The sequence below is a fragment of the Pantoea sp. RCC30.1 genome, from assembly GCF_058148845.1.
The window spans coordinates 159033-181764 of record NZ_JBXUHX010000009.1 but is presented as its reverse complement, the minus strand read 5'-3'; the positions used below and the strand labels follow the sequence as shown (position 1 = coordinate 181764).

General features: G+C 55.0%; 17 protein-coding genes. 8 read left to right on the top strand and 9 right to left on the bottom strand.

Features of this window, described 5'->3' with window-relative positions:
* The 4 genes from pqiB to rlmKL all read right to left on the bottom strand — a co-directional run.
* The coding region (gene pqiB, locus AC2LB6_RS10730; RefSeq protein ID WP_490093485.1) for an intermembrane transport protein PqiB at nt 1–1293 on the bottom strand (1293 nt) is incomplete at its 3' end.
* Nucleotides 1280–2548, bottom strand: a complete 1269-nt coding sequence (gene pqiA, locus AC2LB6_RS10725) for a membrane integrity-associated transporter subunit PqiA (RefSeq protein ID WP_490093484.1) — start codon at nt 2546–2548, stop codon at nt 1280–1282. The genes pqiB and pqiA, both read right to left, overlap by 14 nt.
* A 14-nt stretch (nt 2549–2562) precedes the next feature.
* A complete protein-coding gene (locus AC2LB6_RS10720) occupies nt 2563–4479 on the bottom strand; it encodes an ABC transporter ATP-binding protein (RefSeq protein WP_490093483.1) in 1917 nt (638 codons plus the stop codon).
* 6 nt (nt 4480–4485) lie between these two features.
* Complete coding sequence (rlmKL, locus tag AC2LB6_RS10715) at nt 4486–6600, bottom strand: bifunctional 23S rRNA (guanine(2069)-N(7))-methyltransferase RlmK/23S rRNA (guanine(2445)-N(2))-methyltransferase RlmL (RefSeq protein WP_033785545.1); 2115 nt, start codon at nt 6598–6600, stop codon at nt 4486–4488.
* 110 nt (nt 6601–6710) lie between these two features.
* Between rlmKL and AC2LB6_RS10710 the strand changes: the two genes are divergently transcribed.
* Nucleotides 6711–7820, top strand: a complete 1110-nt coding sequence (locus AC2LB6_RS10710) for a YcbX family protein (protein WP_490093482.1) — start codon at nt 6711–6713, stop codon at nt 7818–7820.
* Here AC2LB6_RS10710 and AC2LB6_RS10705 read toward each other — a convergent pair whose 3' ends face one another.
* The 4 genes from AC2LB6_RS10705 to AC2LB6_RS10690 all read right to left on the bottom strand — a co-directional run bounded on the left by AC2LB6_RS10705 (nt 7821) and on the right by AC2LB6_RS10690 (nt 12045).
* On the bottom strand, nt 7821–8363 hold the full coding sequence (locus AC2LB6_RS10705) for a cell division protein ZapC (protein ID WP_490093481.1): 543 nt from the start codon (nt 8361–8363) through the stop codon (nt 7821–7823).
* Nucleotides 8364–8516: 153 nt separating this feature from the next.
* On the bottom strand, nt 8517–9527 hold the full coding sequence (gene pyrD / locus AC2LB6_RS10700; protein WP_490093480.1) for a quinone-dependent dihydroorotate dehydrogenase: 1011 nt from the start codon (nt 9525–9527) through the stop codon (nt 8517–8519).
* Nucleotides 9528–9661: 134 nt separating this feature from the next.
* Nucleotides 9662–10963, bottom strand: coding sequence for a flippase (locus tag AC2LB6_RS10695; protein ID WP_490093479.1), 1302 nt, complete (start codon nt 10961–10963; stop codon nt 9662–9664).
* 101 nt (nt 10964–11064) lie between these two features.
* Entirely contained in the window at nt 11065–12045 is a 981-nt protein-coding gene (locus AC2LB6_RS10690) for a glycosyltransferase family 2 protein (protein ID WP_490093478.1), read from the bottom strand.
* A gap of 749 nt (nt 12046–12794) precedes the next feature.
* On the opposite strand from AC2LB6_RS10690, the gene ssuE reads away from it, so the two are divergent.
* The 5 genes from ssuE to ssuB are packed head-to-tail and all read left to right on the top strand — an operon-like array spanning nt 12795 to nt 17056.
* Nucleotides 12795–13346 carry an NADPH-dependent FMN reductase gene (gene ssuE / locus AC2LB6_RS10685; protein WP_490093489.1) on the top strand — a complete coding sequence of 184 codons (552 nt, stop codon included), beginning with the start codon at nt 12795–12797 and terminating at the stop codon, nt 13344–13346.
* Between the two features lie 11 nt (nt 13347–13357).
* The gene (locus AC2LB6_RS10680; protein ID WP_490093477.1) at nt 13358–14311 is read left to right on the top strand and encodes a sulfonate ABC transporter substrate-binding protein; all 954 of its coding nucleotides are present in this window, start codon (nt 13358–13360) and stop codon (nt 14309–14311) included.
* 9 nt (nt 14312–14320) lie between these two features.
* On the top strand, nt 14321–15469 hold the full coding sequence (ssuD, locus tag AC2LB6_RS10675) for an FMNH2-dependent alkanesulfonate monooxygenase (RefSeq protein ID WP_136198866.1): 1149 nt from the start codon (nt 14321–14323) through the stop codon (nt 15467–15469).
* 10 nt (nt 15470–15479) lie between these two features.
* Nucleotides 15480–16271 (top strand): aliphatic sulfonate ABC transporter permease SsuC, encoded by a 792-nt coding sequence (gene ssuC, locus AC2LB6_RS10670; RefSeq protein WP_490093488.1) that lies wholly within the window; start codon nt 15480–15482, stop codon nt 16269–16271.
* Nucleotides 16268–17056, top strand: a complete 789-nt coding sequence (ssuB, locus tag AC2LB6_RS10665) for an aliphatic sulfonates ABC transporter ATP-binding protein (RefSeq protein ID WP_490093476.1) — start codon at nt 16268–16270, stop codon at nt 17054–17056. The genes ssuC and ssuB overlap by 4 nt, the downstream gene beginning before the upstream one ends.
* Before the next feature lie 36 nt (nt 17057–17092).
* Here ssuB and pepN read toward each other — a convergent pair whose 3' ends face one another.
* Entirely contained in the window at nt 17093–19708 is a 2616-nt protein-coding gene (gene pepN, locus AC2LB6_RS10660; protein ID WP_490093475.1) for an aminopeptidase N, read from the bottom strand.
* A gap of 243 nt (nt 19709–19951) precedes the next feature.
* Here pepN and pncB point away from each other — a divergent pair, with 243 nt between their 5' ends.
* Nucleotides 19952–21157, top strand: coding sequence for a nicotinate phosphoribosyltransferase (pncB, locus tag AC2LB6_RS10655; RefSeq protein ID WP_490093474.1), 1206 nt, complete (start codon nt 19952–19954; stop codon nt 21155–21157).
* Between the two features lie 156 nt (nt 21158–21313).
* A complete protein-coding gene (gene asnS / locus AC2LB6_RS10650; RefSeq protein ID WP_434151494.1) occupies nt 21314–22714 on the top strand; it encodes an asparagine--tRNA ligase in 1401 nt (466 codons plus the stop codon).
* The last annotated feature ends 18 nt before the right edge of the window (nt 22715–22732 follow it).

The following is a 22732-nucleotide window of genomic DNA, read 5'->3' as shown; positions in this document are numbered from 1 at the left end:
GCTGTTGATCTTATCCAGTGCCGCCATCAGCTTCTGCTGAATCTGGCTCAGGCCACCGCTGACCGTTGGGATCACTTCATAGCCAGAGACTTTCTGCGGACCTTTGTAAGGCGGTGCATTGTCATAGAAGTCGAGATCGACATAGAGTGCACCGGACAGCAGGTTTCCGGTTTTCAGCGTTGCACGCAGGCCACGCTTTTTACCATCCTGCAAGTGCTGCTCAAGGTTGAAGTTCTCACCCAGTCGGCTGATAAAGCGATCCGGCTCAATACGAATCAGCACCGGCACGCGGTAATCATTATTCAGCGCCTGATCCAGACCGGCTTTCATTAATGGTGCTTCCGATACGGTACCCAGGCGAATGCCGCGGAACTCAACCGGCGCACCCGCCTGCAGCCCACGAATGGAGTCGGTGAAGAACATCAGGTAATCAATATGGTTAGTGTAGAGCGAGTCCTGAATGCTGCGCTGATCGTCAAACAGATGATAGTCAGACTTGTTCTGCGCAGGCTGACCCAGCTCCCAGCCATCCGGCACGTCAAAACTGACGCCGCCACTGAATAGCGTGGTGAGCGAGCCCATTTCTACCCGCATGCCGGAGGAAGACATATCCACGGCGATGCCGCTGTCCTTCCAGAAGCGCACGTTGGTGGTCACCAGGCGATCGTAAGGCGCAGCGACAAACAGCTGATAGGTCATCATACGTTTGTCAGTATCAAAAACACTGGTCTCGACCGTACCAACGCGATAACCACGGAACAGCACCGGATCGCCCGGATTAAGCTGACCCGCTTTCTTGCTGTCCAGCACGATGCGAATACCTTTGGCATCGGGCGGCGCTAATGGCGGAGCATCCAGCAGCTGAAACTGGTCGGGTGGCTGTTTTTTGTCCCCGGGCTGCAGTTCGATATAGGCACCTGACAACAGCGTGCCCAGACCGCTTATCCCTTCACGACCAATCTGTGGTTTCACAACCCAGAAAACGCTGTCGCTGTGCAGGAGTTTTTCCATGCCTGAATTGAGGCGCGCTTTGATTTCCACATGATGAAGATCATCGCTTAACACCGCGCTTTCCACCACGCCGACATCCACGCTGCGGCTTTTAATCGTGGTTTTACCCGCAACAATGCCTTCGGCGTTTTCGGTGATTAAGGTGACTTCCGGCCCCTGATGGCTGAAATGGTAGAAAAGGATCCATCCGCCGATTAACAGCGTAACGATGGGGACAATCCAGACCGGCGACCAGCGCTTAATCTGTTCAACCTTTGCATGGCCGTGGTTAGTTTCCGTCAAGGCGCGACTCCTTCATATTGTTTTCGCGTACACGATCCCAGGTTAATCGCGGGTCAAAGGTCATGGCAGCAATCATGGTGATAATCACCACCATTGCAAACAATACTGCCCCCCACGCGGGATAAACATTCATTAATTGCCCCATGCGCACCAGCGCAGAGAGCACGGCAATCACAAATACGTCGATCATTGACCAGCGGCCAACAAATTCGACCACTTCATAAATTTTGTGCATCCTGTGGCTGTCACGCTGTCCGCGTCCGCTGGCATCCCAGCAAAGCCAGCCAATCGCCAGCATTTTCAGCGTCGGCACCATGATACTGGCGATAAAGATCACCAGCGCCACCGGATAAGAACCATCACCCCACAGCACAATCACCCCCGCCATAATATTGGAAGGATAGGCTGTGCCGAGGGTTTCCGTCACCATGATTGGCAACAGGTTGGCCGGGATATAAAGCAGTATTGAGGTGAACAACAGCGCCAGCGTCCACTGCAGGCTGTGTTTACGCCGTGCTTCGGCTGTGACGCCGCAGCGGGGACACTTATGCTCAGCTTCCGGCAGAATGGCCGTACAGCAGGGGCAGGATCGCAGGCCCTGCTCTAAACCACTAATGCCCACTTTGGGCGGATGGGGCATCGCGGGTCGGGGTGACAGACTGTCCCACAAGCCACGCCGATCAACGCACTGAAATGCCCGCAACTGCAGCAGGCAGAACAGCACCCACGGCCAGAAGCTGGTCTCGAGGCCGATCTCGCCATAGGCCATCAGCTTGACGAAGCTGACCAGGACGCCAGCCATAAAGATTTCTGCCATGCCCCAGTTACGCAGCTGAAACAGGATGCGTGCCAGAACGACTTTGAGATGGGTCGGTAAAGGAACCGGATTGATCAGCAGGATAATAGTGATCATGCAGAAGGCCGGCACCGCCTGCACAAACAGCAGGAACAGCGTCGCCAGACTGCTGTAATCTTCCGTCACCATCACCTGAGGTATCTGCGCCAGCGTGATCTGGCTGGTCAGCCCCGCCACCTTCATTGAGACAAAAGGAAACAGATTCGCCAGCAGCAGCATAAAAAGCGCTGCCAGCGCATAGCCCGTCGGCCGTTTACGCGGTTCGTGCCAGTTGGCCGTCAGAGAGGTGTGGCAGCGCGGGCATGATGCACGGCTGCCCACTGGAATGTCCGGCAGCTTAATCATTAAATCGCATTGTGGACAAAGCATCCACGCGTTACTTTTCACTGCTGAACACATCCGTTAGCCCTGCCCTACGCGCCGTTTTTCAATGACTCTAGCTCTTCCCAGCGCGCAAAAGCGGTTTCCAGCTCCTGCTCAGTCTGAGCCAGATTATCCAGCACCGGTTGCGTCTGATCGTGTGCCTGACTGAAGAAGTCGGGATGACTCATCTTCGCCTGCAGCTCTCCGATACGCGCTTCCAGCTGCTCCAGTTTTTGCGGCAGCTGTTCCAGCTCACGCGCCAGATTGTAGCTGAGTTTATTCACGTTACGCTTAGCATCACCCTTCTCTGCGGCTGGCTTAGCAGTGTTTCCCGCCGCTTTCGCGGGGGCCACAGCTCTGTGCTGCCGGTAGGCGGCACGCTGCTGCTGCGCATCGTGATAACCGCCAACAAAGGTACCGATTTCGCCGTTGCCTTCAAAAATCCAGCACTCGGTGACGGTATTGTCGACGAACTGACGATCGTGGCTCACCAGTAAGACGGTGCCCTGATAACCATCAATCAGTTCTTCCAGCAGTTCCAGCGTTTCGACGTCGAGGTCGTTGGTCGGTTCATCCAGAATCATCAGGTTGCTGGGACGCAGGAACAGGCGCGCCAGCAGCAGGCGGTTACGTTCACCACCTGAAAGCGCACGCACCGGCGTCATGGCACGTTTTGGATGGAACAGGAAGTCCTGCAGATAGCCCAGCACGTGGCGCGGTTTGCCGTTGACCAGCACTTCCTGCTTGCCTTCGGCCAGGTTGTCCATCACGGTGCGGTCCGGATCCAGTTCAGCGCGATGCTGGTCAAAGTAGGCCACTTCCAGTTTGGTGCCGGAATGCACGCGGCCATGATCGGCTTTAAGCTGCTGCAGCATCAGGCGCAGTAAGGTGGTTTTCCCGCAGCCGTTCGGTCCGATCAGCGCAATTTTGTCGCCACGCTGCACCTGGGTTGAGAAATCCTTCACCAGCACTTTGCCATCGACCGCATAGTCGACATTTTCCAGCTCAAACACAATCTTGCCGGAACGGGACGCTTCGCCCACCTGCATATTGGCTTTGCCCATCACTTCGCGGCGTTCTGAATGTTCACGACGCAGCGCTTTCAGCGCACGCACACGGCCTTCGTTGCGGGTACGACGAGCTTTGATGCCCTGACGGATCCATACCTCTTCCTGCGCCAGTTTGCGGTCGAATTCGGCGTTCTGCATCTCTTCAACGCGCAGCGCTTCCTCTTTACCTTCCAGATAGAGATCGTAGTTGCCCGGCCAGGAGACCAGCTTGCCACGGTCCAGATCGACAATGCGCGTCGCCATGTTGCGGATAAACGAACGGTCATGGGAAATAAAGATGATACTGCCGGTAAAGTTCTTCAGGAACGTTTCCAGCCAGTCGATGGTTTCGATATCGAGGTGGTTGGTTGGCTCATCCAGCATCAGGACGCGCGGGTTACTCACCAGCGCCCGGCCCAGCGCCGCTTTACGCAGCCAGCCGCCCGAGAGCGACGACAGCTCGGTATCGGGCTGCAGACCAATCTGCTCCAGCACGTCATGGATGCGGCTCTCCAGCTGCCACAGATTCTGGTGGTCGAGAATGCTCTGCAGACGCGCCATCTCATTGAGGTTTTTATCGCTGGGATCTTCCATCACCACATGGGAAATGGCGTGATAGGCTTTCAGATGCTCAGCCTGCTCTTCAACGCCCTCGGCCACGAAGTCATACACCGAACCGGTAATATTGCGCGGCGGATCCTGTTGCAGACGCGCCACGACCAGATCGGTTTCATAAATAATGCGGCCATCATCCAGTGGCTGTTCGCCATTGATGATTTTCATCAGCGTGGATTTACCCGCACCGTTACGGCCCACCAGACAGACGCGTTCGTTCTCTTCGATGTGCAGTTCGGTGTTGTCTAACAGCGGCGCATCGCTGAAGGAGAGATAAGCGCCGTGGATACTGATTAATGACATGTAAGCTTATTCCTTACCGGCGTGAGTGATCAGCCAGCAGTTGTGAATTTGACGGTTACGCGCGAAGTCCTGCGACTGCGTTTTCTGGGTAATATCCTGCGCCTGCAGGCCCAGTGATTTCAGGCCATCCATGTCCATTTTGAAACCGCGTTTGTTATTGGAGAACATGATGGTGCCGCCGCGACGCAGCAGGCGCTTCAGGTTACGCATCAGCATCATATGATCGCGCTGAACGTCGAAGCTCTCTTCCATACGTTTTGAGTTGGAGAAAGTTGGCGGATCGATAAAGATCAGGTCAAAGTTCTCATCACTCTCATTCAGCCAGCTCAGGCAGTCCGCCTGCATCAGACGGTGCTGACGCCCGGTCAGTCCGTTGAGACGCAGGTTGCGCTCCGCCCACTCCAGATAGGTACGCGACATATCTACCGTGGTGGTTGAACGCGCGCCACCCAGACCGGCATGCACACTGGCGGTACCGGTATAGGCAAACAGGTTCAGGAAATCTTTGCCCTGACTCATCTGGCCCAGCATTTTACGGGCAATGCGGTGATCGAGGAACAGGCCGGTATCGAGATAGTCGGTCAGATTCACCCAGAAACGCGCATTAAACTCTTTAACTTCGAAATAGTCGCCCTTCTCGCTGAGCTTCTGATACTGCGCTTTGCCTTTCTGGCGTTCACGCGTTTTCATAATCAGACGGTCAGCAGGCAGTTGCAGCACGCTCAGCGTCGCGCTGATGACATCGAACAGACGCTGACGCGCTTTATCAGGATCGATGGTTTTTGGTGGCGCGTACTCCTGGATAATCACCCAGTCGCCATAGCGATCAACAGCAACGTTGTAGTCTGGCAGATCGGCATCGTAAATACGGTAGCATTCAATGCCTTCCTGACGCGCCCACTTCTCCAGTTTCTTCACGTTTTTACGCAGGCGGTTAGCGTAATCTTCCGCAATCTGTCCGGCGCTTTCATGACTGTTAACCGCCAGCTTATAGTTTTTCTGCACGCAATCCAGCGGACCGTTCTTCGCTTTAAACTGGCGATCGGCACGCAGCTGCAAGCAGCTCAGCAGTTCAGGCGAGGCGCTGAACAGCGACAGGTTCCAGCCGCCAAAATGCTGCTTCATCAGACGTCCGAGCTGGCTGTGCAGCGCAATCAGGGCTGGCTCGCTCTCCAGACGTTCACCGTAAGGAGGATTACTCAGCACCGTACCGTGAACCGCCGGGTCGACCGGATTAGTCAGCTTCAGCAGATCCTGCTGGCCGAAGGTGAAAAGTTCAAAGACCCCAGCGCGGCGGGCATTCGCCTGCGCCCACTCCAGCACCCGACCATTATTGTCGTAGCCAAAGAAGCGCGCCTGGGTGGCAGCCGTGCCAGTGCGGGCACGGTTCTGCGCCTCGGTTTTAACGTCCTGCCACAACGCAGCGTTAAACTGGCTCCAGGCGGTGAAGCCCCAGTGCTTGCGCAGCAGGCCAGGCGCACGATCGCAGGCGATTAGCGCGGCTTCAATCAGCAGCGTACCGGAACCACACATCGGATCGATCAGCGGTGTCGTCGGCTCCCAGCCAGAACGCAGCACGATGGCCGCCGCCAGGGTCTCTTTTAACGGTGCCTGACCGGTCTGCTGGCGATAACCACGCTGATGCAGCGAGCTGCCGCTGAGATCCAGCGCAATGCTGGCGCGATCGTCATTCAGCCAGACGTTGACACGGATATCTGCCTGCTCACGATCGACGTTGGGTCGTTCGAGGTTCTGACGGGTAAAGCTGTCCACGATGGCATCTTTAACTTTCAGCGCGCCGAACTGGCTGTTACGAATCGAATCGTTGGTGCCGCTGAAATGGACGACAAAGGTTTTGTCGCTGCCGAACATCGTCGGCCAGTCCACGCTCTGCACACCCAGATAGAGATCCAGATCGCTGTAGACGCCAAACTCTCCCAGCGGCAACAGGATGCGTGATGCTAAACGACTCCACATCAGGCTTTGGTACATGGTGCGATCGTCGGCTTCGTAGTGAACGCCTCCCTGCACCACTTGCAAATCCTGCGCGCCCAGCGCGTCCAGCTCACTTTTTAACAGCTCTTCGAGCCCACGCGCCGTGCTGGCAAACAGAGAATTCATATCGTCACTTTTTAACTCTTGAGAAAATTGTCGCGCATTATAGCGAATCGGAGACCTATGTCATAAAGTTAGCTTCTTTTGTGTCGCGCGTCGGGTTCAAGGAGAACACCATGATCACGCTTTCCCGCTTATTTATTCATCCTGTGAAGTCGATGCGGGGATTAGCGCTGTCACACGCGCTGGTCACTGACAGCGGACTGGCATTTGATCGTCTGTTTATGGTGACCGAACCTGATGGCACCTTTATTACTGCCCGGCAGCACCCTGAGATGGTACGCTTCACACCCGCTATTTTACCGGATGGCCTGCTGCTGACGGCCCCGGATGGCAGTCACTCCCTGATCCGCTTCAGCGATTTCGATGAGCAGGAACACCCTACCGAGGTCTGGGGCAATCATTTTACCGCGCGCATAGCGCCGCTTGCGATTAATCAATGGCTGAGCCAGTTCTTCCCGCGCGACGTTCAGCTGCGCTGGGTCGGGCCGCAGTCCAGCCGCCGCGTCAAAGCGTTTGAGAATATTCCGCTGAGCTTTGCCGATGGCTTTCCGTTTTTACTGATCAACAACGCGTCGCTGCATGATCTGCAACAGCGCTGCCCGGCTAGCGTCCGAGCCGAACAGTTTCGCCCGAATCTGATCGTCAGTGGCGCTGCCGCGTGGGATGAAGATAGCTGGGCAGAGATTCAGATTGGCGACGTGATATTTGAGGTGCCTAAGCCATGCAGTCGCTGCGTGCTCACCACGGTCAGCACCGAGACCGGCGTTAAGCATCCCACTGGTCATCCGCTGGCGACGCTGCAGACTTTCCGCACCGCCGAGGATGGCAGTGGTGATATCGATTTCGGTCTGAACTTAGTGGCGCGCAACAGTGGCGTGGTGCGTGCCGGCGATGAAATGGTTGTTCTGAAACGTCATGCACCGCGCAGCTATGGTGGCGGTGAAGTGGTTGAAACGTTGAAACCCGCGCAGCAGGCGCCTGATGCCGTGACCATTACTTACCAGGGTCAGACGTTTACCGGGGATAATCAGCAGGTGTTACTGGATCAACTGGAGATGCAGGGCTTCCGCATTCCTTACTCCTGCCGGGCGGGTCTGTGTGGCAGCTGCAAGCTTAATCTGGTCGCGGGTGAGGTAAAGGCGCTGAAACAGAGTGCCCTGCGTCAGGACGGCACACTGTTAAGCTGTAGCTGTATTCCTGCAGGGGATATCGAACTGAGCTGATCAGACGGCGCGTGCGTAACGCGGCGCGACGTCCTGATGCCAGGGCTGAAGGCGATCATTCATCACCTTGATGGCATCGCCGAGCACCATATTTTTTCCGGCCAGCGTTAACCCTGGCTGTGCCAGCAGGCAGAGCGCCGCATTATTACCACTCTCAACCACCAGCAGACGTGCCAGCGTTCCCTCTTCGGCCAGCGTGACCTGTACCATTTCGCCAGGACGGGGCTGCATTGCCGGAGCATACGAGGTGAAATGCCAGCTTTTCGGCATCAGAGGCTTAAGGAAACGGGCAGCGACCAGCGCGTTTAACACCAGCTCAGCACGATGGCTGCCACTGAGTTTGCAATGACGGCAGGTCTCTTCAAAGGTGTAATAAAGGGCGGCATCGTCGACACAAAAACCCGATTCAGTGAAAGCATCCGGCGTGAGCATTTTGCGGGAATAACGGGAACGAAAAAGCATACCGTCTGCCAGATCGAGCATCATTCGGTCGTGGCTGCTGTCAAAATACCAACGCCAGTTATCATCGGGTTTAATTTTCATCGTGTGCCCTGTATTTACCGCTGCGCCAAAAATCGCGCAGAATTCAGCGAAAAAAGAAACATAAGGAAAAGCTGAAAAAACGTGCAACAGGACAAAATATAAACGAGCCGAGAGGATAAATAAACCCCCCGGCCAATCATTGTGAGAATTGTCTTAGAGATGCGTAACGATATCTTTAATTAATCCTGGCCCCTGATAAATAAAGCCTGAATAAATCTGAACCAGTGTTGCCCCTGCGGCAATCTTTTCACGCGCTGCCGTCAGAGAATCGATGCCGCCAACACCAATAATTGGCAGGCGCCCCTGCAGTTCCTGGGAGAGGCGCTGGATAACCGCCGTGCTGCGAGACTGCACTGGCCGGCCACTTAATCCGCCCGTTTCCTCAGCATGCTTAAGGCCACTCACCAGCGAACGATCAAGCGTGGTATTACTGGCAATGACGCCATCAATCTGATGACGAATTAAACTATCTGCAACCTGAATTAACTCTTCTTCAGAGAGGTCGGGTGCAATTTTTACGGCCAGCGGAACATATTTAAGATGACGCTGTTCCAGCTCTTTTTGTTTCTGTTTGATTGAAGAGAGCAGATCATCCAGCGCCTCACCATATTGCAGCGAACGCAAACCAGGGGTGTTAGGTGAAGAAATATTGATGGCAATATAACCGGCGTGGGCATAGACCTTCTCCATGCAGATCAGATAATCATCTTTGCCCTGCTCGACTGGCGTATCTTTATTTTTACCAATATTGATCCCAAGCACGCCGTTAAAACGCGCTTTCTTCACGTTCTCAACCAGGTGATCAACACCCAGATTATTAAATCCCATCCGATTGATAATGCCGCCCGCTTCTACCAGACGAAACATGCGCGGCTTATCATTACCTGCCTGAGCGCGTGGTGTGACGGTACCGACTTCAACAAAACCAAAGCCCATTGCCGCAAACGCATCAATGCACTCTGCATTCTTATCCAGACCCGCAGCCAGGCCCAGGGCATTCTTAAAGGTCAGTCCCATACAGGTGACCGGACGCGACGGCAGATTCTGGCGATAAAACATCTCCAGCGGTGTGCCATTCATAAAACGCAGTTGTTGAAAGGTGAGTTCGTGCGCGCGTTCGGGATCGAGTTTAAACAGCGCCGGTCGGACGATAGGATAAAACATGCACTCTCCTGAAGGACGGAAGCGATCGTGGAAGTCGGTGCACGGGAAAATGTGCGCCAGAATGGTAAAGTGCTCTGGCGCAAAAGTAAATCGAACTGCGGGGATGCATGAAGTTAACTGAAATTGCTTTGATCTTACGCCGCGGAATCGTTTACGGGATGATTTTCCACCCGGGACGGGAACAGATAATCCCGCAGGATGCCGTGACGCTGCATGATGCCAAAAATACCGATGCAGACGAACGCTTCAGCCCCGACCATCGACCATGCGGCACCGATCGCACCAAACTTCCACGCCAGGAAACAGCACAGCGGCACGTTAATCACACCCGCGGCCATCATCACCCACATACGCTGACGCGCTAAACCATGTGGGATCAGAATCTGTAATCCAGCCGGATAGGCAATGTTGCCAAACAGGAAGCAGAGCACAAACACACGCAGCACATCCGCTGACGGGATAAAGTCTTTACCCAGCAGGATAGAAACCACCAGATCAGCAAAGAACCAGGTGAAGATTACAATCGACAGACTCAGGGAAAACGACAGCAGCAGGCTTTTGCGCGTTGCCGCAATCGCAGCCCGTTTATCCCGGCTAAACAGGTGACTGACGCGCGGGAAGAAGGCGCTGCCAATCTGTTCTGGCACTGAGTTAGCCGCTTTACGCAGGCGATCTGCGCCGTTATAGATCCCGACCATATAGGTGGAGGTGAAGGAGGCGAGGATCACGACGTTGACGCTGTTAAACAGATTGGCACCGGCGATGGCGATAAAGACATCCATGCTGTCGGTGATGCGCTGTTTGATTTCACGCGGTTCAAAGCGGTAGCGGCCAATGACTTTCATCTCCAGCACGAACTTCAGCGTAATCGCCGCGCTGATAATGGAGACAGTGCCGGGGATCAGGGCAGCCAGCCAGGTATCCTGCGGGGATTTCACCAGCAAAAAGGTCAGTGGAATCGCACAGAAGTTACCGAAGGTGGCGATCATCGCCGTCTTACCCAGCTTCTCAAAGCCCTGCATCAGCCAGCCGAATGAAAACAGCGAGCCGATCAGCGTGGTGCAGTTCGCCAGGATGATAAAGAACAACGGATGCCAGGCGGGATTGAACCAGGTCGCCGTCAGCAGCGTACCGCTGGTCACCACCAGCAGCATCAGCTTGGCGTTGAACGTTGACCAGAAAAGCTGACTAACGCGTTCTTTGTCATCACGATGGTGAGCAATATCTTTGGTGGTAAAGACGTTGAATCCCCAGTCGGAGATGGTGCTGCAATAGAGCACGCAGGCGATCGCCAGCGCCAACGTCCCCATCTGCTCTACGCCCAGAACACGGGCAAGGTAGGGCAGCGTGGCCAGCGGGAACAAAAACGACGCGCCGCGGTATGCCAGCAGCGAAAAAATATTAATAACCAGACTTTTATCGAGTACTTTTGCCATGACGCAACAACCTTATACACATTGCATGTCTCACCTTCTCATTTCGTAAAGGCATAAACAATATCGCTAAACATTTTTCAGAATCAGGCTGTTTTTCAGAATCAGGCTGCGTTTTTCAGCTCTTTTTTCACTTTGTAATGCTGCAACGCAATAAACAGCTCAGGGCGATTAAACAACAACCACTCTTTAAAGCTCTCAGCTTTCACATTACGGCCCATAAAGCGAATAGCATTAAGCACATATTCCGGCACAGGAGTACGGTTATAGAGTGATAAATAGATCATCAGGCGAAACGAGTGCACTAAATAGGCCTTTTCCAGCGTATCGCGCCACGCTGATTTAACCTGAGAACTGGTTAAGGTGTTATAGGCGTTCATAAAGGCATCATAGCGCTGATAGAAAAACTCATTGCTTTTGGTACTGTTGGTCAGTGAGCCGTTGCGAATACGCTGTTTATAATAGACCTGATGACTGACCCAGGCCTGCTGACTTTTCATAAAGCAGGAGAGCGTAAAATTGTGATCTTCATGAACGCGTTTAACAAAGCGTAATTTATGCTGCTCAATAACGCGTTTGCTGATGACATAGCTCCAGGCCGCAGAGGTATAGCTGCCGTTACGCAGCAGGCCCAATAAGACTTCCTGCGATTTCTGCGGGCCGAACTGTTCGTGTCTGACTTTTGGCGATGTGCTCTCTATCTGACCATCGCGGTAAACGCAGGAGTTAAAACAGAACAGGTTAGTTTCCGGGTGCTTTTCCGCCACCATGGCCAGTTCAGCGACCAGCCCATCCGCTACGACGTCATCCGGGTCACAGAAAAAGAGGAACTGGCCCTTCGCCTGCTCAATGCCCACATCCCGTGCATGACCGGCACCGCCATTTTCAGTGGTAATTATTTTCACCTGAGAAAGATGCGCATAATTCTGTTCAAGTAAGGCTAATGTTCCATCGGTGGAGCCATCATTCACAATGAGTATTTCATTGGGCGCTTTAACCTGACGTAATAATGAATCGACGCACTCCACAATATATTTTTCAACATTGTAAGTTGGAATAATCACTGATAATAAAGTGTCAGACATAGGCAATTCTCTGCTGTTAGAAAAAAGACAATACGATTCACCCGCCAGATGCAGGACATGACCAGAGGCGAAACGTCGAAAAGAGTAATGCGCTAATATTATGATGGCTTTCATTTAGCCTGATTATCTTAGACCGGTAAGGCGAAAAAAGACCAGTCGTAAAAATTATCTTAACGTTTTACGTGAGAATCACTGTTAACGAAAGTGCATCTATAGCCCGCCTGAATGTTAAAACCGTTGATGATCGATTTAAAATAGCCCGGTAAAGCAGACGTAACCAGATTCAGTAATCTGTAAGCGAACATCTGAAACGATGAATAAGTTCAGCATTACTTCATTTTTATTACAGTCTGCTTTCTGCAACTACTCCTAACCTTTGGCCGATTTTGTCGCAGATAAGCTGATTCTGTGCTGCTTTGCCGCGCTGTTTTGTCAGCCGTTTCGCTTTATGGCCGTGCCGCTCTCAGGAAAAATGATTAAGCAATCAGACAAAAGATATTTTTTCCGCTCAACCAGCCTGTTTTGACGATCTCGCATTACGCATCTTAATGAATTGTTCTGCTGCCAGCACCTAATTTAAGAATTATCGGAAGAGGCCAGGTTGCCTTCTGCCGCTGTGGCTTCTATTTGCAGTTTTCACCCTTACTTTGCCGGATAAATCATTTAAGCCCACTCCCCTGCTCTGACAGTATTAAGGCATAAGTTCTCAACATTTGATAATCAATAACTTTTAGTTATAAGGAGTGATGATGCGAGTTATTACGCTGGCAGGCAGCCCACGATTTCCCTCCCGCTCAACATCATTGCTGACGCTGTGTCAGCACAAGCTGGAGGCACGTGGCATTGAAGTCATTCCGTGGAATATTCACAACTTTCAGCCTGACGATCTGATCAATGCGCGTTTTGATGCGCCCGCGCTACTGGCACTGCGTGAAGACCTGGCCTCGGCCGATGGCCTGATTGTGGCGACACCTGTCTATAAAGCGTCGTTTTCGGGTGCGCTGAAGACGCTGCTCGATCTCTTGCCTGAGCGCGCGCTGGAACACAAAGTCGTGTTACCGCTGGCCAGCGGCGGCAGTGCCGGTCATATGCTGGCGCTGGACTACGCCCTGAAGCCAGTGCTCAACGCCTTAAAGGCGCAGGAGATCCTGCATGGTGTTTATGCCGAGGATCATCAGATCAGTCATTACGACCGTCAACCCGAACTGCAGGATTCACTGTCACAGCGCCTCGATGAAGCCGTCTCCGCCTTCTGGCTGGCGCTGACCCGTCACCACCACCCTGTTGTGCAAGCGGTATAAGGAAGGGATTGATGAAGCAGAGATTAGGAAAGTGGCTGGTAGCCGGACTTCTGCTGGCCGGCCTTCAGGTACAGGCGGCCGAATCCGATCCGGCTGAGATTCGCATCGGCTATCAGAAAGGTTCGGTCAGCATGGTGCTGGCGAAGTCACATCAGTTACTGGAAAAACGGTTCCCCCATACCCGGATTAAGTGGATCGAGTTCCCTGCAGGTCCACAAATGCTGGAAGCGCTGAACATCAACAGTATCGACCTGGGCAGTACCGGTGACCTTCCCCCGCTGTTTGCCCAGGCTGCAGGCGCGGATTTGCTTTATGTCGGCGCGGAGCCGCCAAAACCCAAATCAGAAGTGATTCTGGTGCCAAAAAGCAGCACTCTGAAACAGGTCGCGGACCTGAAAGGAAAAAAGGTCGCTTTCCAGAAAGGCTCCAGCTCTCACAACTTACTGCTGCGCGCCTTACAACAGGCGGGTCTGAGCTTTAAAGATATTACGCCGGTCTATCTGACACCCGCCGATGCGCGCGCCGCCTTCCAGCAGGGTGACGTTGATGCCTGGGCAATCTGGGATCCCTATTACTCCTCAGTGCTGCTGCAGGGTAATTCGCGCCTGCTGATTGATGGCAGCTCACTGAATCTGACCGGCTCGTTCTATTTGGCGACCCGCAGCTATGCCGAAGCCCACGGCGCGTTTATCCAGCAGGTGCTCGACACCTTCAGCACGGCCGACGCGCTGACCCTCAGCCAGCGTCAGCAGAGCACCACGCTTCTGGCGCAGGCGATGGGCTTGCCCGAACCGGTCATCGCCAGCTATCTCAGCCATCGGCCACCCACCCGGATTTCGCCGGTCAGTGCCGAAACTGCGGCCGCCCAGCAGCGCACCGCTGATCTGTTCTATGCCAATCATCTCCTGCCAGTAAAAGTGACGATTCAGGATCGCATCTGGCATCCGCATACCGTGACGCAATAAGGAGCAACAATGAGCGTATCCATTTTCTGGTTCCTGCCGACGCATGGCGACGGCCACTATCTTGGTACTGCCGAAGGGGCGCGACCGGTTGATCACGCCTACCTGCAACAGGTGGCGCAGGCCGCTGACCGCCTCGGTTTTGGCGGCGTACTTATCCCGACCGGCCGCTCCTGTGAAGATGCCTGGCTGGTTGCCGCCTCGCTGATTCCGGTGACGCAGCGCCTGCGGTTTCTGGTGGCGCTGCGTCCTGGGGTGATTTCACCGACCCAGGCAGCGCGTCAGGCCGCCACGCTGGACCGTCTTTCTAACGGACGCGCGCTGTTTAATCTGGTGACCGGCGGCGATCCGGAAGAGCTGGCGGGCGACGGCGTGTTTCTCGATCACCGTGAGCGCTACGCGGAATCCGCCGAGTTTACCCGCGTCTGGCGGCGGGTGCTGGAAGGCGAAACCGTCGATTATGAGGGTAAGCACGTGAAGGTACGCGGCGCGCGTCTGATGTTTAAACCGGTGCAGCAGCCTCGTCCTCCACTCTGGTTCGGTGGTTCTTCTGAACCGGCCCAGGAGCTGGCGGCAGAACAGGTCGATGTTTATCTCACCTGGGGTGAGCCACCTGCACAGGTCAAAGAGAAGATTGAGCAGGTGCGCGCGAAAGCCGCCGCTCAGGGACGCACCGTGCGCTTCGGCATTCGTCTGCATGTGATTGTGCGCGAAACCAATGAAGAGGCGTGGCAGGCCGCCGACCGGCTGATTGCCAATGTCGATGACGCCACTATCGCGAAAGCACAGGCAGCGTTCCAGCGAGCAGATTCTGTGGGTCAGCGCCGGATGGCCGCACTGCACGGCGGCCGCCGCGACAAGCTCGAAATCAGCCCGAACCTGTGGGCAGGTGTCGGCCTGGTGCGCAGCGGAGCCGGTACCGCACTGGTCGGCGATGGTCCGACTGTTGCCGCACGCATCAAAGAGTATGAGGCACTGGGTATCGAGACCTTTATCCTGTCAGGTTATCCGCATCTGGAAGAGGCGTATCGCGTCGGCGAACTGCTGTTCCCGCATCTGGATCTGCAGGTTCCCCTGGTGCCTCAGCCGCGCGTGGTTCAGGCGCATGGTGAAGCGGTCGCCAACGATTTTACCCCTGAGAAAAAAGTCGCCCGGGGCTGAGGAGAGGATGATGGCCAGAACCCGAAAACGCCTTGCTGATACGCTGGTGCCGTGGCTGCTGCCGACGCTGCTGGTCGTGGTGTGGCAGATTGCCTCGCAGACTGGCTGGTTATCGAACCGCATTCTGCCCGCGCCAGAGAAAATTGTGACCACCTTCTGGCAGCTGACCGCCAGCGGTGAACTCTGGCAGCACCTGGCGATCAGCAGCTGGCGGGCGCTGATCGGCTTCAGCATCGGCGGTTCTATCGGCCTGCTGCTGGGCTTGATCACCGGCACTTCAAAAACTGGTGAGCGGTTGCTGGATACCTCACTTCAGATGCTACGTAATGTGCCGCATCTGGCGCTGATCCCGCTGGTGATCCTCTGGTTCGGCATTGATGAGTCCGCCAAAATCTTTCTGGTGGCGCTGGGAACGATGTTCCCGATCTATCTGAATACCTATCACGGCATCCGCAACATTGATCGCGGGCTGATTGAGATGGCCCGCAGCTATGGCCTCTCCGGCTGGAGCCTGTTTATACAAGTGATTCTGCCTGGCGCGCTGCCAAACATCATGGTCGGCGTGCGTTTCGCGCTGGGTCTGATGTGGCTGACGCTGATTGTCGCCGAGACCATCTCGGCCAGTTCTGGCATCGGCTATCTGGCAATGAATGCACGTGAATTCCTGCAGACCGATGTGGTGGTCGTGGCCATTATTCTCTACGCCCTGCTCGGCAAACTGGCGGATGTCGCCGCGTTGTTACTGGAACGTGTCTGGCTGCGCTGGCATCCCGCTTACCAACTGAAGGAGGAGAACGCATGAGCCAGACTTTCTCACCGGCCCGCCTCAACACCGGTACTCCGGTTGGCGTCAACGGCGTCAGCAAACAATATGGCAGTCGCACCATACTCAATAAGATCGACCTGCATATTCCTTCAGGTCAGTTTGTGGCGGTGGTGGGTCGCAGCGGCTGTGGCAAAAGCACCCTGCTGCGTCTGCTGGCCGGACTTGAACAGAGTTCCAGCGGTGAGCTGCTGGCGGGCAATGCGCCGCTGAAGTCGGCGCGAGAAGATACCCGCCTGATGTTTCAGGATGCGCGACTGCTGCCGTGGAAAAAAGTGATCGATAACGTCGGTCTGGGCCTGCGCGGGCGCGAATGGCGCAGCGCGGCTATGGATGCCCTGGCGGCGGTAGGACTGGCCGATCGGGCTGATGAGTGGCCAGCCGCACTCTCTGGCGGTCAGAAACAGCGTGTGGCACTGGCCCGAGCGCTGATCCATCGGCCAGGTCTGTTGCTGCTGGATGAACCGCTGGGCGCGCTGGATGCCCTCACCCGCATTGAAATGCAGGGATTAATTGAGTCACTGTGGCAGCAGCATCACTTTACCGTGCTGCTGGTTACGCATGATGTCAGTGAAGCGGTGGCAATGGCGGATCGCGTACTGTTGATCGAAGAGGGTGAAATCGGTCTGGATCTACTTGTGGATCTGCCACGTCCGCGGCGTCGTGGTTCTGCGCGGCTGGCCGAACTGGAAGCGGAGGTACTGGATCGGGTGATGCAGCGCACTGAACGAACACAGCCGGTTCGTTACGCGCAGCAGCGCTGAAAAAAGGGAGCGTCTTAAACGCTCCCTTTTTTATTATCAGGCGTTAAGTGCCCGGGTGATTTTCTCGTAGAGATCGCCAGAGAGTTTATCCAGCTCCAGCAGTTGTTCCAGCGCCTGGCGCATCATCGTCTGACGGCCTTCGTCATAACGTTTCAGACGAATCAGCGGCTCCACCATCCGTGCTGCAACCTGCGGATTACGGGTGTTAAGGTCGGTGAGCATCTCCACCAGGAACTTATAACCGCTGCCATCCTTAGCATGGAATGCGGCCGGGTTAGCTGAGGCAAAAGCCCCCACCAGCGAGCGAACGCGGTTCGGATTACTCATGGTGAAGGAGCGATGAGTCAGAAGCTGACGCACATTGCGCATCACATTGGCGGCCGGACTCGTCGCCTGCAGCACAAACCATTTGTCCATCACCAGACCATCATGATGCCAGCGCTCATCGTACGCCGCCAGCAGCGCATCACGGCACGGCAACTGTGCCGCCACAGCTGCGGAAAGCGCCGCCAGTGCATCAGTCATGTTGGTCGCCTGGTGGTACTGCGTCTGCACCAGTTTGTCTGCCAGCTGCGCATCGCTGAAGGCAAGATAGGTCAGGCAGGTATTTTTCAGGCTGCGCTGACCAATCGCATCATGCTCCACGCGGTATTCAGGCTGCTGATTGGCATTGTAGATGGCAAAAAACTCATCGGCCAGTTCGCGTGCCAGCGTGCGTTGCAGAGCGTCACGCACCAGCGCAATCGCCTGCGGATCGATAGTATCGAACAGCTCGGCAATCTCATTTTCTGACGGCAGCGTCAGGATTAGCGCCGTCAGGGCCGGGTCGCAGTCGGTATCGAGCAGCACCGCGCGGAAGGCGTCAGCGACATGCAGCGGCAGCGACAGATGCTGGCTCTGTTGGTAGCGGGCGACGTTCAGACGGATGTAGGTCGCCAGCAGGCTCTGAGCCGCATCCCAGCGAGAGAAGTCGTTACGTGCATGGCGCATCAGGAAGGTGAGCTGAGCATCACTCCATTTGTAATCGAGCTTCACGGGAGCTGAAAATTCACGCAGCAGCGACGGCACCGGTTGGAAGTAGACATTATCGAAAATAAAGGTCTGGAACTCCTCGGTGACATTCAGCACATGATGCACCGGATGACCGTTATTCTGCAGCGGGATCACCTTACCTTCACCGTCATAGAGTTCGATATCCAGCGGGATATGCAGTGGCAGCTTCTCTTTCTGATCGGCGGTAGCGGGCGTGTGCTGTGTGACGTGCAGCGTATACTGCTCCAGTTCCGGATTGTAATCGTCGCGCACCGTCAGCACTGGCGTACCTGACTGGCTGTACCAGCGGCGGAACTGCGACAGATCGACGTTTGAGGCATCTTCCATCGCCTGAACAAAGTCATCACAGGTGGCGGCGCTGCCGTCATGGCGATCAAAGTAAAGCTTCATGCCCTTCTGGAAATTCTCTTCACCCAGCAGGGTGTGCATCATGCGGATCACTTCTGACCCTTTTTCATACACCGTCAGGGTGTAGAAGTTGTTCATCTCGATGACCTGATCCGGGCGGATCGGGTGTGCCATCGGGCTGGCATCTTCGGCGAACTGTGCACCGCGCACAATACGCACATTATCAATGCGGTTCACCGCACGTGAACCCAGATCGGAGCTGAACTCCTGATCGCGGAACACCGTCAGTCCCTCTTTCAGGCTGAGCTGGAACCAGTCGCGGCAGGTCACACGGTTACCGGTCCAGTTGTGGAAATATTCGTGGCCGATGACGGCTTCAATGCCGAGGTAATCTTTGTCGGTTGCCGTTTCCGCTTTCGCCAGCACATATTTGGCATTGAAGACGTTAAGGCCTTTGTTCTCCATGGCGCCCATGTTGAAAAAGTCCACCGCCACGATCATAAAGATGTCGAGGTCATACTCCAGACCGAAACGCTCTTCATCCCACTTCATGCTGTTTTTCAGCGAGGTCATCGCCCAGTCGGCACGGTCGAGGTTGCCGCGATCGACGAAGATCTCCAGCGCGACATCACGTCCTGAACGGGTAGTGAAGCTATCACGCAGCACGTCGAAATCGCCCGCGACCAGCGCAAACAGGTAGCAGGGTTTCGGGAACGGATCTTCCCACTTCACCCAGCTGCGACCCTGCTCATCCCGGCCGCTGTCAATCCGGTTACCGTTGGAGAGCAGGAACGGATAGCGCTCACCATCAGCATAAATAGTGGTGGTAAAGCGCGCCAGCACGTCAGGGCGATCGAGATACCAGGTAATATGACGGAAGCCTTCAGCCTCACATTGGGTGCAGAGCGCCTCGCCCGATTTGTATAGCCCTTCCAGCGCGGTGTTCTGATCCGGGTGAATATCGTTGATGATTTTCAGGGTGAAGCTGTCCGGCAACTGGCTGATCACCAGTGCGCCTCCATCTTCACGGTAGGCCGTCCAGGGTTGCCCGTCGACCTCCAGCGCAATCAGCGTTAACGCTTCGCCGTCCAGTCGCAGCTCAGCCTGGCTGTCGCCCAGTCGTTTAACCTGGCTGATGGCCGTAACGCGGGTAGTGGACGCATCCAGTTCAAAAGTTAAATCGATATCGGTGATGGTGTAATCGGGCGCACGGTAGTCGTGGCGATACTTAATTTGGGGCTGTTGCGTCATATTGCGTCTCGCGTTGTTATAAGTTTACCGGCAAAGTCTAAGCTTGTTACAACAAGCTTGCCACGCACAATGCACCTAAAGGGTGAAATGGCTACAGTTTGTTAACAAAGGCACAGATTGGTCTCGACCCACCCGACTGAAATATGCTGTGATCGGGTTCAGATAGTGAATTATACTTTCGCGTCTTTATGACTGTGTACAACACCGGGCTCTGCGCCACCGAACAGGATGCTGAAACGCGCCATGACAGGACATGCTTCCCCGATACTGACCTCGCTGCTGGATACGGATGCCTATAAACTCCATATGCAGCAGGCCGTTTTCCACCGCTATCATGACATAACGGTGGCGGCGGAGTTTCGCTGCCGCGGCGACGAACTGCTGGGTCTCTACGCTGACGAAATTCGTGACGCGATAACCGCAATGCAACACCTGGCGCTGACTGATGATGAAGCGACCTGGTTGTCTCGCCTTCCCTTTTTTAAGCAGGATTACCTCAGCTGGTTACGCCAGTTCCGCTATAACCCGGATCAGGTTGAGGTGCGCAATCATCACGGCAAGCTGGAACTTCGTATTCAGGGGCCATGGCGTGAGGTGATCATGTGGGAGGTGCCGCTGCTGGCGCTGATCAGCGAGATTGTGCATCGTCATCGCACGCCGCAGGTCACCACTGAACAGGCTGTTGACCATTTACATCACAAACTTGGCGACTTTAAAACACAGGTGGCTGACCTTGATATGTCACGGTTCCGCCTGATGGATTTCGGCACCCGTCGTCGCTATTCGCAGGATGTGCAGCAGTCGATCGTATCAACGCTGAAACAGGACTTCCCGTGGCTGATTGGTACCAGTAACTATGATCTGGCGCGCCGTCTGTCACTGACGCCGGTCGGTACCCAGGCGCATGAGTGGTTCCAGGCCTTCCAGCAGATCAGCCCGGTCCTTGCCAACAGCCAGCGCGCTGCGCTGCAGGCCTGGCTGGACGAGTATGACGATCAGCTTGGCATCGCCCTCACCGATTGCATCGCTATGGATGCGTTCCTGCGCGATTTCGGGCCGGTCTTTGCCCGCCGCTACCAGGGACTGCGCCACGACTCCGGCGATCCGGTTGAATGGGGCGAGAAAGCACTGGCTCATTATCAAAAGCTGGGTATTGATACGCAAAGCAAACACCTGGTCTTTTCTGACAACCTGAATCTCGACAAAGCGCTGGCGCTGTATCGCCACTTTGGCCAGCGGACGAATGTCGTGTTCGGCATCGGTACCCGCCTGACCTGCGATATTCCGGGCGTAACCCCCCTGAACATCGTCATCAAACTGGTGCAGTGCAATGGCAAGCCGGTAGCGAAACTCTCAGACAGCCCGGGAAAAACCATCTGCCAGGATAAAGCCTTTGTCAGAGCCCTGCGTAAAGCCTTTGATTTGCCGCTGGTGAAAAAAGCGAGTTAATCCTCTTCTTATCGGGGCGTTGATGCGCCCCGCCTCTGCTGTAATAAATCTGCATTCCCCCTGAATTTTGCTTGTTTCCTGAAGACTCGCAAGTAACATAGCAAAACCCCGGATGGGGCAACTTTTAACTCACTTCTTCTATATAGAGAGATATTTATGAGCGTAGTGCCTGTAGCGGACGTACTGCACGGTCGCGTCGCGGTTGACAGTGAAGTCACCGTACGTGGTTGGGTGCGTACCCGAAGAGATTCCAAAGCCGGTCTTTCCTTCATCGCTGTCTATGACGGCTCCTGCTTTAATCCCGTTCAGGCTGTCGTCAATAATTCTCTGAATAATTATCAGGATGAAGTGCTGCGTCTGACCACGGGCTGTTCCGTTATCGTCACCGGTAAAGTGGTGGCGTCGCCGGGTCAGGGCCAGGCGTTTGAGATTCAGGCAACCAGCCTGGAAGTGGTGGGCTGGGTCGAAGATCCGGACAGCTACCCAATGGCGGCGAAACGCCACAGCATCGAGTATCTGCGTGAAGTGGCGCACCTGCGTCCGCGCACCAACCTGATTGGCGCGGTCGCCCGCGTTCGCCACACCCTGGCTCAGGCACTGCATCGCTTCTTCCATGAGAATGGCTATTTCTGGGTCTCGACGCCGCTGATTACCGCCTCCGATACCGAAGGTGCCGGGGAAATGTTCCGTGTCTCTACGCTGGATATGGAAAACCTGCCGCGTAACGATCAGGGTAAAGTCGACTTCAGCGAAGACTTCTTTGGTAAAGAAGCCTTCCTGACTGTTTCAGGTCAGCTGAATGGCGAAACCTATGCCAGCGCCCTGTCGAAGATCTACACCTTCGGTCCGACGTTCCGCGCTGAGAACTCCAACACCAGTCGCCATCTGGCGGAATTCTGGATGCTGGAGCCGGAAATTGCGTTTGCCTCACTGGATGATGCCGCAGCACTGGCCGAATCCATGCTGAAGTATGTCTTCAACGCGGTGCTGGAAGAGCGCGCCGATGACATGGCCTTCTTTGCTGAGCGCGTGGATAAAGAGGCCGTAGAACGCCTGCAGCGTTTCATCACCACCGATTTTGCTCAGGTCGACTATACCGACGCGGTTGAAATTCTGATGAACTGCGGACAGACGTTCGAGAACCCGGTCTCCTGGGGTATTGACCTCTCGTCTGAGCATGAGCGTTACCTGGCGGAGAAACATTTTAAAGCGCCGGTGGTCGTGAAAAACTATCCGAAAGACATCAAAGCGTTCTATATGCGCCTGAACGAAGATGGCAAAACCGTGGCGGCGATGGATGTTCTGGCACCAGGCATTGGTGAGATCATTGGTGGTTCACAGCGTGAAGAGCGTCTGGATGTGCTGGATGCGCGTCTGGAAGAGATGGGTCTGAATAAAGAAGATTACTGGTGGTATCGTGACCTGCGTCGCTACGGTACCGTGCCTCATTCTGGCTTCGGCCTGGGCTTTGAACGTTTAATCGCCTATGTGACTGGCGTACAAAATGTAAGAGATGTTATCCCCTTCCCACGCACGCCACGCAACGCGAGTTTCTGATATTCGGCATTAAATATA

Coding starts and splice junctions, on each gene's coding strand:
- AC2LB6_RS10710 (WP_490093482.1), top strand. CDS start 6,711: ATGATCACGCTTTCCCGCTTATTTATTCATCCTGTGAAGTCGATGCGG.
- rlmKL (WP_033785545.1), bottom strand. CDS start 6,600: ATGAATTCTCTGTTTGCCAGCACGGCGCGTGGGCTCGAAGAGCTGTTA.
- AC2LB6_RS10720 (WP_490093483.1), bottom strand. CDS start 4,479: ATGTCATTAATCAGTATCCACGGCGCTTATCTCTCCTTCAGCGATGCG.
- AC2LB6_RS10690 (WP_490093478.1), bottom strand. CDS start 12,045: ATGTCTGACACTTTATTATCAGTGATTATTCCAACTTACAATGTTGAA.
- pyrD (WP_490093480.1), bottom strand. CDS start 9,527: ATGTTTTATCCTATCGTCCGACCGGCGCTGTTTAAACTCGATCCCGAA.
- ssuB (WP_490093476.1), top strand. CDS start 16,268: ATGAGCCAGACTTTCTCACCGGCCCGCCTCAACACCGGTACTCCGGTT.
- pncB (WP_490093474.1), top strand. CDS start 19,952: ATGACAGGACATGCTTCCCCGATACTGACCTCGCTGCTGGATACGGAT.
- AC2LB6_RS10695 (WP_490093479.1), bottom strand. CDS start 10,963: ATGGCAAAAGTACTCGATAAAAGTCTGGTTATTAATATTTTTTCGCTG.
- ssuE (WP_490093489.1), top strand. CDS start 12,795: ATGCGAGTTATTACGCTGGCAGGCAGCCCACGATTTCCCTCCCGCTCA.
- ssuD (WP_136198866.1), top strand. CDS start 14,321: ATGAGCGTATCCATTTTCTGGTTCCTGCCGACGCATGGCGACGGCCAC.
- pepN (WP_490093475.1), bottom strand. CDS start 19,708: ATGACGCAACAGCCCCAAATTAAGTATCGCCACGACTACCGTGCGCCC.
- ssuC (WP_490093488.1), top strand. CDS start 15,480: ATGGCCAGAACCCGAAAACGCCTTGCTGATACGCTGGTGCCGTGGCTG.
- AC2LB6_RS10680 (WP_490093477.1), top strand. CDS start 13,358: ATGAAGCAGAGATTAGGAAAGTGGCTGGTAGCCGGACTTCTGCTGGCC.
- asnS (WP_434151494.1), top strand. CDS start 21,314: ATGAGCGTAGTGCCTGTAGCGGACGTACTGCACGGTCGCGTCGCGGTT.
- pqiA (WP_490093484.1), bottom strand. CDS start 2,548: ATGTGTTCAGCAGTGAAAAGTAACGCGTGGATGCTTTGTCCACAATGC.
- AC2LB6_RS10705 (WP_490093481.1), bottom strand. CDS start 8,363: ATGAAAATTAAACCCGATGATAACTGGCGTTGGTATTTTGACAGCAGC.